Origin of the sequence: Bradyrhizobium sp. th-b2, from assembly GCF_000426785.1 — a bacterium.
GTDB lineage: Bacteria > Pseudomonadota > Alphaproteobacteria > Rhizobiales > Xanthobacteraceae > Bradyrhizobium > Bradyrhizobium septentrionale.
This window is the reverse complement of the sequence record NZ_AUGA01000004.1, coordinates 368,655-383,552: the sequence shown is the minus strand read 5'-3', so window position 1 is coordinate 383,552 and position 14,898 is coordinate 368,655. Positions and strand designations below refer to the sequence as shown.

Sequence of the window (14,898 nt, the reverse complement as noted above, 5' to 3'; positions counted from 1 at the left end):
GCCAGGCGCTATAGCCTTCCGAGCAGTAGCAGGATCAGCAGGATCACGATCACGAGGCCGAGACCGCCGCCGCCATAATAGCCGGTGCCGTAGAACGGTCCGCCGCCGATGCCGCTGAAGCCGCCAAGCAGCGCAATGACCAGAATAATAAGGATGATCGTTCCAATTGACATCTCAAGCTCTCCTCAGCTCCGTGGGCCTGTGGTCTCTGCCCTTCGCGTGAGGAAACAAACCGGAACTGTGAAGGTTCCAGCACTCGCGTCGCGATAAAGTCCACATATCTTCCATTTGTGAGGAACAGAACTACATCAACATAATCCATGGAGGAGTGCACCGCGATGTCGGCGCCGCTGATCGTTTCGATTCCCCATAGCCTCGGCCGCGACGAGGCCATGCGCCGCCTGAAGCCGGGCTTGTCGCGCGCGGTGGCCAGCGTGCCGGTGTTGAGTGTCGATGAAGAGCGCTGGGACGACAACCGCATGAGCTTTCGCGTCCGCGCGCTGGGGCAGGTCGCGGCCGGGCATCTCGATGTCGAGGATAGCCATGTCCGCCTCGAGGTGACGCTGCCCTGGCTGCTGCAGCGCTTTGCCGAAGTCGCGCAGATTGCGATTCAGAAGCGCGGACAGTTGCTGCTGACCAAGCGTTGATCCGCGAGGCTAGCCGTGCGAGCGCGCGCGCCTCGCGGCTTGCTTCGCGCCCGCCGCGGCCTTCGCCTTCAGTACCGCGACCGGCAGATGGGCGAACAGCGTTGAAAGCTGAATCCTGCTTTCGCCGCCCGGGAGCGCATATCCGGCCACGTCGATCTCGCCCTCAAACGCCTCGGGGCGCGGCCAGCTGCGTCCGCCCTGGGTGAACGGCGCGAATGATTTCGCCACCGCGACGATGACCGCGTCGCGCCCATGGCGCCGTGCGAAGGCAATGACGTGGTCGCGATGCGGGCCGCCGACGGTGAGCGGTTGGTAGTCACCGTTGGCGAAGACGTCGCGCAGCTCGTTGCGCAGGCGCAGCAGATGCCGCGTCCAGGCGAATTTCAGGCGGCCGTCGCGCCAGCTCTGTGCCAGTGCATCCCAATCCGGCGTCTCCAGCGCCGCAAGCATTCCTGCGCGTTCGGCAAAGTCGACCGGACGGCGGTTGTCCGGGTCGACCAACGAAAGATCCCAGCTTTCGGTGCCCTGGTAGAAATCCGGCACGCCTGGCATCGTCGCCTTCAGCGTGATCTGGCTCAGCGAGTTCAGCGCCCCGATCAGCGCGGTGCGTTGCGCCAGCGTTTCCAGCGCGTCGAGGAATTCGGGCGAGGTCTTGCGATCGAGGATCCGCTCGATGAAGGTCTTGACACCGGCCTCATAGGGTTCGTGCGGATTGAGCCAGCTGGTCTCCTGTTTGCCCTCGCGTGCGGCTTTCAGCGCGTAGGCCTGGATGCGCGAGACGAGGGAGTCATCGTCCGGATCCCAGGCGCCGATCAGGGCTTGATATAGCATGTATTCGAATGTCGCCGATGGCGCGCGCATCTCGCCGCCGAGCACCAGATGCGGCGCGTTCAGGACCTTCCAGCGCGCCACCGCACTGGTCCATTCGCCGGGGATTTCCGCAAGCGCCATGATCCGCGCACGGGCGTCCTCGCCGCGCTTGGTGTCGTGGGTCGCGGTCGACGTCATGCCGTGCGGCCATTCGCTGATACGGGCCGTCATCATGGCGTGGAAGCGTTCGGGCGCGATCGCGCTCGCCGCGGGATCGCCGCCGACCTCGTTGAGCGCCAGCAGGCGGTGGTAGCGATAGAAGGTAGTGTCCTCCAGCGACTTGGCCATCATTGGCCCGGTGAATTGCTGCACCTTCAGCGCGAAGCGGCGCACCCGCGGCGCGCTGTGCGGGGGACGGCCGGGCTTCAGCAGGTCCATGGTCAGCGCGTCGCGCAGGAAATCGAAAATGCCTTCGTCGGCGGCGAACCAGTTGGCGCGGGCGCGCGCGATGGTCTCGTCGATCAGGGCGCGGTCATGTGCGGTCGGGCCGGAGGCGGTGAGATAGGTGCGATAGACCGGAAAGTGCAGCACGTAGAGCTCGAGTGCCTGCCGCAGACTGTCGGCGGAGAAGTCGCGCGAGGAATAATGGCCGCTGGCGATGCGCGCCAAAAGCCGCGCCAGCACGGTGAATTCGCTGGTCAGCAAGGTCTCCAGCACGCGCCGCTTGGCCGCGCGCAGCACCGGCGTCAGGTTCGGCGACTGGTTGCTGATCTGGCGCCAGATCTCGTTGAGCGGCTCGAGGCCCTTGGCATCGACCAGCACCTGGCTGATTGTGTTCATCCACTCATAGCCGGTGGTGCCGTGGACGCCGCTGAATTTCGTCAGCTTCTCGTCCTCGCCGAGGATCTTCTCGATCACCATGTAGAACGGCTTGGCCTTGGCGCCCTGCGCGGAGCGGATCAGGCGGCGGAGGCGATGGAAATATTGGGCGGGATCGCGCAGGCCATCGATATGGTCGAGCCGTAGGCCCTGCAGCCGGTCCTCTGCGATCAGGCGCTTCACCAGGCTGTGGCTCGCCTCGAAGGTGGCGGCGTCCTCGACGCGGAGGCCGGCCAGCGTGTTGACGTCGAAGAAGCGGCGATAGTTGATGTCGCTGGAAGCGAGCCGCCAGTGGCCGAGCTTGTAGTGCTGCCGCTCCAGCAGGTGATGCAACGCCAGCGTCTGGGCAGGGCGGTCCTCGCCGGCGCTGTAAGCATCGAGCCCGCGCGCGATGATCTCTGCGCTGCCCGCGATCGCCTTGATCCCCTCCTTCAGTGCCGGGGCCTCGACGCGGTTGGGGTGACGCAGTCCGCGATACCGGGCGGCGAGTTCGAGCATCGCGCGTCCGGCCGGACTGTCTTCGGCGGCGGCCTCGCGGACAATGGTCCGCAACACCTCGCCATAGCGCTCCGGCGCGATCGGCAGCCGGTGCTCGAAATACCAGGCCGAGAAGCTGCCTTCGCTTGCGTCGTAGCGCAGCGCGATCTCGCCGCGCTCCAGCGCCTGGCCATAGGACGAGCCGAGGATCGGCAGCAGCACGCCGCCGCGCGCGCGATAGGGCAGCAGGTCCCAGTCGATGTCGAACGAGGCCGCATGCGGCGACAGTGGTCCCCATTCCAGTACGTCGAGCCACCACGGATTGTCGGCGAAATGCACGCCGACATGGTTCGGCACGAAATCAAGAATCAGGCCGAGGTCGTTGCGCTTGAGCGCATTGCTGAGCCGCGCAAAGCCGTCTTCGCCGCCGAGTTCCGGGTTGAACTCGGTGTGGTCGACGACGTCATAGCCATGAGTCGAGCCCTTGCGCGCCTTCGTGAAGGGCGAGGCATAGAGATGGCTGATGCCGAGCGCCTTCAGATACGGCACGACGACGGTGGCGGCATCGAAGTCGAAATCGGCGGTGAGTTGCAGTCGGTATGTCGCGATCGGGATCGCCGAAGGCATTGTGCTATCCGATGTGCCAGCGCACCGCCCAGCCGGGGAGGTCGCTCGACAACGCGCCGCCCCAGATCGCAGTTCCCTTCGGTTCCGGCACGCCGGTGATGGCGCGATCCGACAGATTGGCTGTCAGCCGCAGCGTGCGGCCGTCTCCCATCTGCCAATGGGCGGTCAAGAGGTCACCCGCCTCCACGCTGGCATCGCCGAAACGGGCTCCTGCAAGGCGCGGCGTGATCTCGCGCCGGCGTACAGCGAGCAGGTCACGCACCAGCGTGAGCCGCGCGCGGGCCGGATCGTGGCCGAGCGCCGCCCAGTCGAGCACCGCCGATCCCACCGTCTCGTCGGCGAGCGGATCGGGAATGTCGTCGCCATATTTGGCATAGGCCCAGGCGAACTCCTTGCGCCGCCCGGCGCGGACGGCGTTGGCGAGGTCGCCCTTGAAATCGCAGAAGAACGGGAAGGGCGTCGTCGCGCCCCATTCCTCGCCCATGAAGAGCATCGGCGTGGTCGGCGCGATCAGCGTGACCGCCAAGGCCGCCTCGACCGCTTCCGGTTTCGCAATGCTGACAAGGCGATCGCCGAGTGGCCGGTTGCCGATCTGGTCGTGGTTTTGCAGGAAGTTGATGAAGCAGGTCGGCGACAGCGCGCCGCTCGGCTCGCCGCGGGCCTTGCCGCCCCAGAACTCCGAGACTTCGCCCTGGTAGATGTAGCCGGACGACAGCGCGCGGGCGAGATCCTGCTTCGGCGCCCGGTAGTCGCCATAGTAGCCCTGCGTTTCGCCGGTCAGCAGCACGTGCCAGGCGTGATGATAGTCGTCGTTCCACTGTCCGCGGAATTTGCCGTGCGGCGGGTCTTCGGTGGCATCCAGCAGGCTTGCGATGTTGTCGCCATTCTCGAGCACGAGGTTGATCTGCCGGCCGGTCTCGGCGGCGAGCTTGCCCGCAGCCTTGCTGAAGTCATGGATGACGAAGATTTCGCCGGCTTCGACGATGGTGTTGACCGCGTCGAACCGCAGCCCGTCGAAGCGATAGTCGCGCAGCCAGCTCACCACGCTGCCGATCGCAAACGCGCGCACTTCTGGCACGCGATAATCGATCGCATTGCCCCACGGCGTATGCGCGTCGCTGAAGAAGGTGGGCGCATAGCGGCCGAGGTAATTCCCCTCCGGGCCGAAATGGTTATAGACCACGTCGAGCATCACCATCAGCCCGCGCAGATGCGCTTCGTCGATCAGCGTCTTGAGGTCGTCGGGGCGGCCATAGGCGCTGTCGGGTGCGTACCACAGCACGCCGTCATAGCCCCAGTTGCGCTTGCCTGCGAAATCCGCGAGCGGCATCAGTTCGAGCGCGGTGATGCCGGTCGCGACCAGGTGATCGAGCTTGTCGATCATGGCGCGGTAGGTGCCCTCCGGGGTGAAGGTGCCGACGTGAGCTTCGAGAATCACGGCCTCGTGCCAGGGACGTCCGCGCCACTCGGTCGCGCGCCATTTGAAGGCGGAGTGATCGATCACCTCGCTCGGGCCGAACACGTCGTCCGGCTGGAAGGCGGAGGCCGGATCGGGCACATCGACCTCGTCATCGACGCGGAATTTATAGCGCGTGCCGGCGCGCGCACCCGGGATTTCGGCGACATACCAGCCGGCGGCATCACGCGTCAGCGCGTGTGCGTCGCGGCTCCGCTCATCCGGCTTGTCGAGCAGCAGGTCGACGCGCTTGGCCGCGGGCGCCCAGAGCCGGAAGCGGGCGCCATCGGGTGTCAGCTCAGCGCCGAAATGCTGTGTGCTCATGCGGAGCCTGCAAATGCCAGCACCGAGCGCGGCGGTGCCGTGGCATCGGCGCCGGATGCGAATTGCTCCGCCGTTTGCTCCGCCCTGGTCGTGCTCAAGACCTGCTGCCAGCTGCTGTATTCCGCTATCCTCGGCATCCTGAACACGATCTCCTGCGGCGCGGCATTCAGCACGATAAAGATCGGCTCCTGCCCTGGTTCCATCGGCCCCAGCACGTAGGCGAGGAACCGGCTCTCCGGGAATTTCCAGTCGGATTCCTTCATCTCCTCGGCCGCGGGCGTCAACCACAATACGCCATAGCTGCCGTCGGTGCGGCGGCCGTCGAGCCAGCGCTGGCAGCGGATCTGGCCGAAGCGGCGGCGCAGCGCGGTGAGATGGCCGATGAAACCGATGGCGTCGTCGTCGGTGCCGAGGTTCTCCCAGCCGATCCAGCCGGTCTCATTGTCCTGGCAATAGGCGTTGTTGTTGCCCCCTTGCGTGTTGGCGACCTCGTCGCCGGCGAGGATCAGCGGCGTGCCCTGTGCGAGCAGCAGGCAGGCCAGCGCATTCTTCCGGAGCTGGCGGCGCAACGCGACGATGGCTGGATCGCCGGTCGGGCCTTCATGGCCGCAATTGTTGCTGTGATTGTCGTTGGAGCCGTCGCGGTTGTCTTCGCCATTGGCCTCGTTGTGCTTCTCGTTGTAGCTGAAGAGGTCGGCGAGCGTGAAGCCGTCATGCACCGTGACGTGGTTGACGCTGGCGCGGGTCGCGCGGTTGTCGTGGTGAAACAGGTCTGACGAAGCGGTCATGCGGCCCGAGATGTCGCCGACCAGGCTGCCTTCGCCGCTCCAGTAGCGCCGCATCGCGCTGCGATAGCGGTCGTTCCATTCCGACCATTGCGATGGGAACGCGCCGACCTGGTAGCCGCCGAGACCGAGGTCCCAGGGTTCGGCGACCATCTTCACGGTCGCCAGCACCGGGTCCTGGCGGATCGCGGCGAGGAAGGGATGGTTGCGATCGAACCCGTTCGGCCCGCGCGCCAGCGTGGTGGCGAGATCGAAGCGGAAGCCGTCGACATGGCAGACCTCGACCCAGTAGCGCAGCGAATCCATCACCATCTGCAGCACGCGCGGATGGGTGAGGTTGACCGAGCTGCCGCAGCCGGTGAAGTCGTCATAGAAGCGCGGGTTCTCGCGGTTCAGCCAGTAATAGGAGGCGTTGTCGATGCCGCGGAAGCTCAGCGTCGGGCCCATATGGTTGCCCTCGGCGGTGTGGTTGTAGACCACGTCGAGCAGCACCTCGATGCCGGCATCGTGCAGCCGCGCCACCGTGGTGCGGAACGAGTCGAGCGCATTGTCCTGGGCGTAGCGCGCCTCGGGTGCAAAGAAGGCGATGGTGTTGTAGCCCCAGTAATTCGAAAGCTTCTTCTCGACCAGCACGCGGTCGTCGATCAGGCCGTGGATCGGCAGCAGCTCGATGGTGGTGACGCCGAGCCGCTTGAGGTGATTGATCATCGCAGGCGACGACAAGCCGCCATAGGTGCCGCGCAAATTCGGCGGCACGTCCTCGCGCTTCTGCGTCAGGCCCTTGACGTGCGCCTCGTAGATGATGGTGTCTTCCCAGGGAATGTGCGGCCGGATCTCGCGGCGGCCCCAGTTGAAGGTCTCGTCGACCACGATCGCCTTCGGCATGCCGCGGGCATTGTCGCGCCGGTCGAATGAGAGATCCTCGCGCGCGCTGCCGGTGCGATAGGCGAAATGCGCATCGCTCCACACCAGCCGGCCGGCGAGCCGCTTGGCATAGGGATCGAGCAGCAGCTTGTTGGCGTTGAAGCGGTGGCCGCGCTCCGGCGCATACGGCCCGTAGACGCGATAGCCGTAGAGCTGGCCGGGCGAGACATCGTTGAGGTAGCAGTGCCAGACGTCCTCGGTGCGCTCCGGCAGCTCGATCCGCTCGAGCTCGCGGCGGCCCTGGCCGTCGAACAGGCACAGCTCCACCTTCTCCGCATTGGCCGAGAACAGCGCAAAATTGGTGCCTCTGCCGTCCCAGCTTGCACCAAGCCGCGCGGACGTTCCCCCGCTCAGTCGCATGAATCAGCTTTCCGGTACGAGGAAGATCGCAGCCAGCGGCGGAATGGTCAGGTTCAATTCCGGCGTGGCGCCCTCCGAGGTACGCACCTCGCCGACATTGCCGACATTGGTGCCGCCGTAATGTGCGGAATCCGAGTTGAGCACCTCGTGCCACTTGCCCGCGAACGGCACGCGGACCCGATAGTTGCGATAGACGTTGGGCGAGAAGTTTGCGACCACGAGGCAGCGTGCGCGCGCATCATTGCCCTTGCGGATCCAGGCGAACACATTGTTGTTGGCGTCGTCGGTGATGACCCATTCGAAGCCGGCCTGGTCGCAGTCCAGCTCATGCAGTGCCGGCAGCGCGCGATAGAGCCGGTTGAGGTCGCGGATCAGGTTTTGAACGCCCCGGTGTTTCGGCTGGTCGAGCAGGTGCCAATCGATCGAGTGATCGTGATTCCACTCGCGCTCCTGACCGAATTCGCAGCCCATGAACATCAGCTTCTTGCCGGGGTGCCCGAACATGAAGCTGTAATAGCCACGCAGATTGGCAAAGCGCTGCCATTCGTCGCCGGGCATGCGGCCGAGGATCGAACGCTTGCCGTGCACGACCTCGTCATGCGACAGCGGAAGGATGAAGTTCTCCGAGAAGGCGTATTGCAGGCCGAACAGGATGTCGCCATGATGGAATTTCCGGTGGATGGGATCCTTGCTGATGTATTTCAGCGTGTCGTGCATCCAGCCCATGTTCCACTTGTAGCCGAAGCCGAGCCCGCCATATTCGACGGGACGCGACACCTGCGGCCACGCGGTGGATTCTTCCGCTGCGGTCGTCGCCTGCGGAAAATGCGCGAACAGCTCGGTGTTGAAGCGGCGCAGGAATTCGATCGCTTCGATGTTCTCCCGGCCGCCATATTTGTTCGGGATCCAGCCGCCCGCGGGACGGCTGTAGTCGAGATAGAGCATGGAGGCGACGGCATCGACGCGCAGCCCGTCGATGCCGTAGCGCTCGAGCCAGAACAGCGCGTTCGACACCAGGAAGTTGGTGACCTCGGTGCGCCCGTAATTGTAGATCAGCGTGCCCCAATCGAGATGACGGCCCTGCAACGGGTTGGCGTGCTCGTAGAGCGCGGTGCCGTCGAAATGGCCGAGGCCGTGCGGATCGTCGGGGAAATGCCCGGGGACCCAGTCGAGCAGCACGGCGAGGCCTGCACCATGGCAGGCATCGATCAGCGCGGCGAAATCATCGGGTGAGCCGAAGCGGCTGGTCGGCGCGAACATGCCGGTCGGCTGGTAGCCCCAGGAGCCGTCGAACGGATGCTCTGATATCGGCAGGAATTCGATATGGGTAAAGCCCATGTCGCTGGCGTAAGCCGGAAGCTGCTCTGCCATCTCGCGATAGGTCAGCCACTCATTGCGGCCCTTGCGCCGCCACGACCCGAGATGGACCTCGTAGATCGACATCGGCGAGCTCAGCGCATTGACGCGATCGGGCGCCGGGCGCGGGTGCGGGATCTTGCGCTCATCGATCACGATCGAGGCGGTCTTCGGACGCACCTCGGCGGCGAACGCCAAGGGATCGGACTTCAGCGGCAGATGTTGGCCGTTCCGCGCGACGATCTCGAACTTGTAGTGGTCGCCGACGCGCGCACGCGGGATGAACAGCTCCCAATAGCCTGGGCCGCGCACCCGCATCGGATGACGCCGTCCGTCCCAGAAATTAAAGTCGCCGACCACGCTGACCCGCCGCGCATTCGGTGCCAGCACCACGAAGCCGATGCCGTCCACGCCGTCGAGCGTCATCGGATGCGCGCCGAGCGTGTCGTAGACGCGCTGATGGGTGCCCTCGCCGAGCAGGTAGAGATCGAAATCGCTCAGGATCGGCGGAAAGCGGTAGGCATCCTCGAGCTCGACCACATTGTCGCCGAAGCGGGCGCGGAGCTGGTAGCGCGTCGAACCGTTCGGCAGGGGACCCGCGAACAGGCCGGAATCATGGATTTTGGCCAGCGGCGCCGCCTCGCCATGCTCGCCGATCGCCTCGACATTGCTGGCATCAGGCAGGAACGCGCGCACGACGCTGTGATCCCCCTCGGTGTGCAGCCCGAGATAGTGGAAGGGATCGGAGTGGCGGCCCTCGATGATGGCATAGGCCTCGGCGGGCAATTTGGTCATGCAACCTCATGCGGCTGTTGGGCCAGGAGTCTCAACAGGCCAGTCAGTGGGACGCGGAGCCAATCTGGCCGGTTGGCCAGCTCATACTCGATCTCGTAGAAGGCTTTCTCAAGCAGGAAAAAGTTGAGCAGGCGATCGGCCGCCCTGGCATCTGTAGGCCACAGCCGCTGGCCGGCCATGGTCTCGCGATAGGCCGCCAGCAGGGCATCCGCAGCCTGGTCGCGCCATTCGGCCAGAGCAAGGCTCAGCCTGCCGCTCTCGTCGGGCGCGACCTTGAGCGCCCGCTCCAGCGCGGCAGTCGCCGCATAGTCGATCGAGCGGATCAGGCCGGCGACATCGCGCGCCGGCGGCGCCTTGCGGCGGCGCTCGGCGATGGTCCGGCCGGGGCCGCCGTCGAAATCGATGATGAAGACGTCGTCCTTAACGACCAGCAACTGGCCAAGATGCAGGTCGCCATGATGGCGGATGTTGAGCCCGTCGGTCTCGCGCGGTAGCAGCGCCTTGAGGCGCTCCGGCAGCATGTCGTGCTGGGCCTGCAACTGATCGGCCAGCAGCCGCTCGGCCTCTTTCAGCGAGCCGCGCCGCTGCTTCAGCGTGTCGAACACGCGCTCGGCGCGCGCCATGATCTCATCGTTCCAGCGCTGCAGGTCCTCCGGCCTGGTCGGCTCGGGCGCGAAGTCCGGCAGGTCTCGGTTGCTGGCAAGTGCGATATGCAGCTCGGCGAGGCGTTTTCCGCTGTGCGCCATGTGGCGCAGCCAGGTGGCATGATCGCCGTTTTCCGACGGGTGTTCGCTCACCGCGAGCAGGCGCTGCCGTTCGACCAGGCGGTCGAGATGGGCGGCGGCGACCGCCCAGAGCTCGCCCTGGTTGACAACCATCGCATGCAGAACGGCGATGGCGCTACGCTTGTCGCCCTCGAGCAGCTCGGCGGTGCCGAGCAGGGCGGGACTGTTCAGAAAGCCGACCACTTCGGTGAGGAAGCGGCCCATCTCGATCTCGGGATTGATGCCGACCTCGAGCTTCCGGTAAATCTTGGTGACATATTCATTGTCGACCAGCGCGGTCGAGTGCGGCTGATCGTTCTCGAACACACGGATCCGCTCCGGCTGCCGCACCGGCCGGTCGGAGAAGCGGCTGGTCGGCCGGAATTCGAGCTTCAGGCCCTGCTCGCTTTCGTCGACCGTGAGGTTCTCTCTGAGATTGCGCAGGAACAGGCCGGTGAAAATCTGGTCGGTGGCGACATCAAGCAGCGTGCCCTCGCGCGCCCCCTGGCGCACGGCGGCGAAGGCGCGCGGATTGTAGCGCTCGCGGTCGAAGCGCACCCACTCGATCTGCATCGGCAGCACGTAGCGGCTGGTGGTACCGCGCTGCGTCGTTTCGAAGCAGATGAGCCAGGGCCGGTTGTCGCCGATGTCGCAGAACGGGATCGCGGACACCAGCGCCGCCTGGATCGCCTTGGCCGAATGCTCCGGGTACCATCGCGTCCGGGCGAGATGGCCAGGCAGCACATCGTGCTCGAACACGCCGCGCTCCCGCGCCAGCGAGGTCCAGGTTGAACCGAGCGGCACCACCAGCGTCTCGAATTCCGGCACCGCCCGCGGCGTCACCGGCTCGGACTTGTCGCGCTCTTGCAGCTGGAACCAGTAGAAACCGTAGGGCGCGAGCGTGATCATGTAGGGCAGCTCGCCGATCGCCGGGAAGCGTGTGCGTCCGAGCATCTCGAGCGGAATGCGGTCCTTGAAGGCGGAGAGGTCGAGCTCGGTGGCCTGCGCCGAGCGCGATAGATTGGCGACGCACAGGATCGTTTCGCCCTGGTACTGGCGGACATAGGCGAGCACCGAGCGGTTCTCGGGGCGGATGAAGGTCATGGTGCCGCGCCCGAAGGCGAGCGTCGACTTGCGCACTGCGATCAGCCGCTTGGTCGCCGACAGCAGCGACGATAGGCTGCGCGACTGCGCCTCGACATTGACGGATTCGTAGCCGTAGACCGGGTCCATGATCATCGGCGCGTAGAGCCGCGCGGGATCGGCGCGAGAGAAACCGCCGTTGCGGTCCGGCGACCACTGCATCGGCGTCCGCACGCCGTTGCGGTCGCCGAGATAGATGTTGTCGCCCATGCCGATCTCGTCGCCGTAATAGATGATCGGCGTGCCGGGGAAGGACAGCAGCAGCGAGTTCATCAGCTCGATCTTGCGGCGGTCGTTATCCATGAGTGGTGCAAGGCGTCGGCGAATGCCGACGTTGATGCGGGCACGCGGATCGTTGGCGTAGGTCGACCACAAATAGTCGCGCTCGACGTCGGTGACCATTTCCAGGGTCAGCTCGTCGTGATTGCGCAGGAACAACGCCCACTGGGCCGCGGCCGGAATGTCGGGCGTCTGCCGCAGGATGTCGGTGATCGGGAAACGATCCTCCTGCGCGATCGCCATGTAGATGCGCGGCATCAGCGGGAAGTGATAGGCCATGTGGCATTCGTCGCCATGGCCGAAATATTCCTGCACGTCCTCCGGCCATTGATTGGCCTCGGCCAGCAGGATCTTGCCCTTGGCATAGGCGTCGAGCTCCTGGCGCAGCCGCTTGATGATGGCATGCGTCTCCGGCAGGTTCTCGTTGTTGGTGCCGTCGCGCTCGCATAGATAGGGAATGGCGTCGAGCCGGAAGCCGTCGACGCCGGTGTCGAGCCAGCGCTTCATCACCTGCACGATGGCGCGCACAACGCGCGGATTGTCGAAATTCAAGTCCGGCTGGTGCGAGAAGAAGCGGTGCCAGTAGAACTGGCCGGCTTCCGGATCCCAGGTCCAGTTCGACTTTTCCGTGTCCGTAAAAATGATCCTTGTATCGAGGTATTTCTGGTCGGTGTCGCTCCAGACGTACCAGCTTCGCGCGCTCGAATTCGGCGGGCTGCGGCGTGCGCGCTTGAACCAGGCGTGCTGGTCCGAGGTGTGGTTGACGACGAGCTCGGTGATGACGCGCAGGCCGCGCTTCTTGGCTTCCTGGATGAAGCGCTTGAAGTCCTTCATCGTCCCGAAATCGGGATTGATGTCGCCATAGTCGCCGATGTCGTAGCCGTCGTCGCGGCCGGGCGAGGGATAGAACGGCAGCAGCCACAGCGCGGTGACGCCGAGCTCCTGCAGATACCCGAGCTTCTCCGTCAGCCCCGTGAAATCGCCGATGCCGTCATTGTTGCTGTCGGCGAACGCCTTGACGTGCAGCTGGTAGATGATGGCGTCCTTGTACCACAGCTGGTCCGCGGTCTCGGTCGCGACCTTCTCCTGGGTATTGACGGAGGAGAATACGTTCATGTCGGCTCCTTCAGGCGACACAGCGCAACAGCAGCGCGGGATCGCGCGCAGGATCGATGCGTAGACGGACGCCTCCCCATTCGAGCGCATGGCGCTCGCCAGTGACAAGGTCTTCCACTTCCGTGACGGGGCGGCGAGCTTCGCCACGGCCGACCATGACGTCGCCGAGCGGAAGCCAGACCTCACGCGGCTCTGGCGACAACGCAATCGCGGCCGCGATCACATTGGTCTGATCGGTCGCCTGCTTGACGAAGCCGATCACGCCGCCGTCATCGGCATTGATAAAGCGCAGATCCGCGAATTGTTGCAAGGCCGGATTGGCACGCCTGATCCGATTGAGGGCGGCGATATAGGGCTTGATGTTCCCCGCCTGATCCCAGTCGCGGACCCTGATCTCGCATTTCTCGGAGTTGAGATACTCCTCGCGGCCGGGGACCGGCGTGTGCTCGAGGAGCTCGAAGCCGCTGTAGATGCCGTAGCTGCTTGAGAGCGTCGCGGCCAGCGCGACACGCGACTTGAACATCCAGGATTCGCCGCTTTGCAGGTGGAAAGGCAGGATGTCTGGTGTGTTGACGAAGAAATTCGGCCGAAAGAAGTCACGCTCGGGATAGCCGATCAACTCGCCGAGATATTGCTCGAGCTCGACGCGCTGCGTGCGCCAGGTGAAATAGCTGTAGGACTGCGTGAAGCCGAGCTTGGCGAGACCGTTCATCAGTTTCGGCCGTACGAAGGCCTCTGCCAGGAAGAGCACATCCGCATCGCGGTCCTGCACCTCGCGGATCAGCCATTCCCAGAATGCCAGCGGCTTGGTGTGCGGATTGTCGGCCCGGAAGATCTTGACGCCCTGCTCGACCCAGAACAGCACGACGTCGCGCAATGCGCGCCACAACTCGCCGGCATCCTCGCAGCCGAAATCGGGGTTGACGACATCGTCCCAGCGCTGCGGCGGATGTTCGGCCGTGCGCATCGATCCGTCCGGGCGCCGCTTGAACCATTCTGGATGCTCGGTCAGCCAGGGATGGTCGGGCGAGCATTGCACGGCAAAATCAAGCGCGACCTCGAGGCCGTGCATCTCGCATGCCGCTACAAAAGCGCGGAAATCGTCGAGCGTACCGAGCTGTGGATGCACGGCGTCGTGGCCGCCCTCGGCCGCGCCGATCGCATAGGGGCTTCCGGGATCGCCTAGCTGCGCAATGGCGGCGTTGTTGCGGCCTTTGCGGTGTTGCTGCCCGATCGGATGGATCGGCGCCAGCAGCGCGACGTCAAAGCCCATCGCGGCGATGTCGGGAAGCCGCGCGATGCAATCGTTGAAGGTCGCATGCACGCCCGGCGTCTTGCCTGATGTCTTGCCCTGGCTGCGCGGAAACATCTGGTACCACGCGCCGGTGCGGGCCCGCGGCCGGTCCGCGGTCAGAGGGTAGAGCTGCGATCGCACCAGGTCGCGGCGAAACTGGCTGCCCGCCATCGCCTCCCGCAATTCCGGCGCGAGCAGCGCGCCGGGCTCGCCGGTCTGCAGAAAGATCTCGCACTGCCTGATGATGACGGCGGCTGCCGCAGGTCCCCCGGCCTGCGCCTGGGTCAGCATGCCAGCGCCCTCGAGCGCGTCCAGCGTGTGGTCGCTGCCGTCGCGTTGCTTCTGCTCGAAGCGATGCCGCCAGCTGGCGAATTGGTCGGTCCAGGCTTCGATCGCGAACGAGTAGCGGCCGGGCCGCTCGGGCACGAAGGCGCCGCCCCAGCGGTCGTCACTGTGCAGCGTCATCGGCGCGACCTGCCACTCGCCGTCGCCCTCGCGCCGCCACACCAGTGCCGCTGATATCACGTCATGTCCGTCACGGTAGATGTCGGCCCACACCTCGACGGCTTCGCCCGCGATGCGCTTGACCGGAAAGCGGCCGCCATCAACCGACGGATAGACATCGGTGATATGAAAAGTGCCGTGGGCACTCTCGACAGGCCGGGCGGTTTTGTTCACGGTGATGCCGCCATTGAATAGGCAAATGAAGTCCCCGCGCCGGGAAGGAGGCGCGCCAGATCCATATAGAAAGCCGCTCGTCGGACAATGGTTCCCGGCGGGAACGCCTGATAGGGTAGAGCGTTGAACATCAACTATCCCTTTCCCGTATCTGTACAATTTAGCAACGATCCCAATACCGTTG

At 65.0% G+C, this 14,898-nt stretch carries 8 protein-coding genes; 1 reads left to right on the top strand and 7 read right to left on the bottom strand.

The features are described 5' to 3' along the window. Window positions 1-8: 8 nt before the first annotated feature. Window positions 9-173, bottom strand: coding sequence for a DUF3309 family protein (locus tag K359_RS58680; protein ID WP_021080901.1), 165 nt, complete (start codon window positions 171-173; stop codon window positions 9-11). Between the two features lie 165 nt (window positions 174-338). Here K359_RS58680 and K359_RS0109115 point away from each other — a divergent pair, with 165 nt between their 5' ends. Next, complete coding sequence (locus K359_RS0109115; protein ID WP_029079076.1) at window positions 339-647, top strand: polyhydroxyalkanoic acid system family protein; 309 nt, start codon at window positions 339-341, stop codon at window positions 645-647. A gap of 9 nt (window positions 648-656) precedes the next feature. On the opposite strand, the gene treY is transcribed toward K359_RS0109115, so the two are convergent. From treY to K359_RS0109085, 6 genes are read right to left on the bottom strand one after another with little or no spacing between them, the layout of a single operon-like run. Further along, the gene (treY, locus tag K359_RS0109110) at window positions 657-3,440 is read right to left on the bottom strand and encodes a malto-oligosyltrehalose synthase (protein WP_029079075.1); all 2,784 of its coding nucleotides are present in this window, start codon (window positions 3,438-3,440) and stop codon (window positions 657-659) included. Between the two features lie 4 nt (window positions 3,441-3,444). Further along, window positions 3,445-5,220 (bottom strand): malto-oligosyltrehalose trehalohydrolase, encoded by a 1,776-nt coding sequence (gene treZ, locus K359_RS0109105; protein ID WP_029079074.1) that lies wholly within the window; start codon window positions 5,218-5,220, stop codon window positions 3,445-3,447. After that, complete coding sequence (glgX, locus tag K359_RS0109100; RefSeq protein ID WP_029079073.1) at window positions 5,217-7,289, bottom strand: glycogen debranching protein GlgX; 2,073 nt, start codon at window positions 7,287-7,289, stop codon at window positions 5,217-5,219. The genes treZ and glgX overlap by 4 nt, the downstream gene beginning before the upstream one ends. Before the next feature lie 3 nt (window positions 7,290-7,292). After that, window positions 7,293-9,440 (bottom strand): 1,4-alpha-glucan branching protein GlgB, encoded by a 2,148-nt coding sequence (gene glgB / locus K359_RS0109095; protein ID WP_029079072.1) that lies wholly within the window; start codon window positions 9,438-9,440, stop codon window positions 7,293-7,295. Further along, window positions 9,437-12,742: a maltose alpha-D-glucosyltransferase gene (gene treS, locus K359_RS0109090; RefSeq protein WP_029079071.1), complete on the bottom strand. Its 3,306-nt coding sequence runs from the start codon at window positions 12,740-12,742 to the stop codon at window positions 9,437-9,439. Before treS ends, glgB begins: the two co-directional genes overlap by 4 nt. Window positions 12,743-12,752: 10 nt before the next feature. Beyond that, window positions 12,753-14,714: an alpha-1,4-glucan--maltose-1-phosphate maltosyltransferase gene (locus K359_RS0109085; protein WP_029079070.1), complete on the bottom strand. Its 1,962-nt coding sequence runs from the start codon at window positions 14,712-14,714 to the stop codon at window positions 12,753-12,755. Between the last annotated feature and the right edge of the window lie 184 nt (window positions 14,715-14,898).

What these genes read in the sequence shown, in the direction of transcription:
- glgX (WP_029079073.1), bottom strand. Translation starts at nt 7,289, where the DNA reads ATGCGACTGAGCGGGGGAACGTCCGCGCGGCTTGGTGCAAGCTGGGAC.
- treS (WP_029079071.1), bottom strand. Translation starts at nt 12,742, where the DNA reads ATGAACGTATTCTCCTCCGTCAATACCCAGGAGAAGGTCGCGACCGAG.
- K359_RS0109115 (WP_029079076.1), top strand. Translation starts at nt 339, where the DNA reads ATGTCGGCGCCGCTGATCGTTTCGATTCCCCATAGCCTCGGCCGCGAC.
- glgB (WP_029079072.1), bottom strand. Translation starts at nt 9,440, where the DNA reads ATGACCAAATTGCCCGCCGAGGCCTATGCCATCATCGAGGGCCGCCAC.
- treY (WP_029079075.1), bottom strand. Translation starts at nt 3,440, where the DNA reads ATGCCTTCGGCGATCCCGATCGCGACATACCGACTGCAACTCACCGCC.
- K359_RS58680 (WP_021080901.1), bottom strand. Translation starts at nt 173, where the DNA reads ATGTCAATTGGAACGATCATCCTTATTATTCTGGTCATTGCGCTGCTT.
- treZ (WP_029079074.1), bottom strand. Translation starts at nt 5,220, where the DNA reads ATGAGCACACAGCATTTCGGCGCTGAGCTGACACCCGATGGCGCCCGC.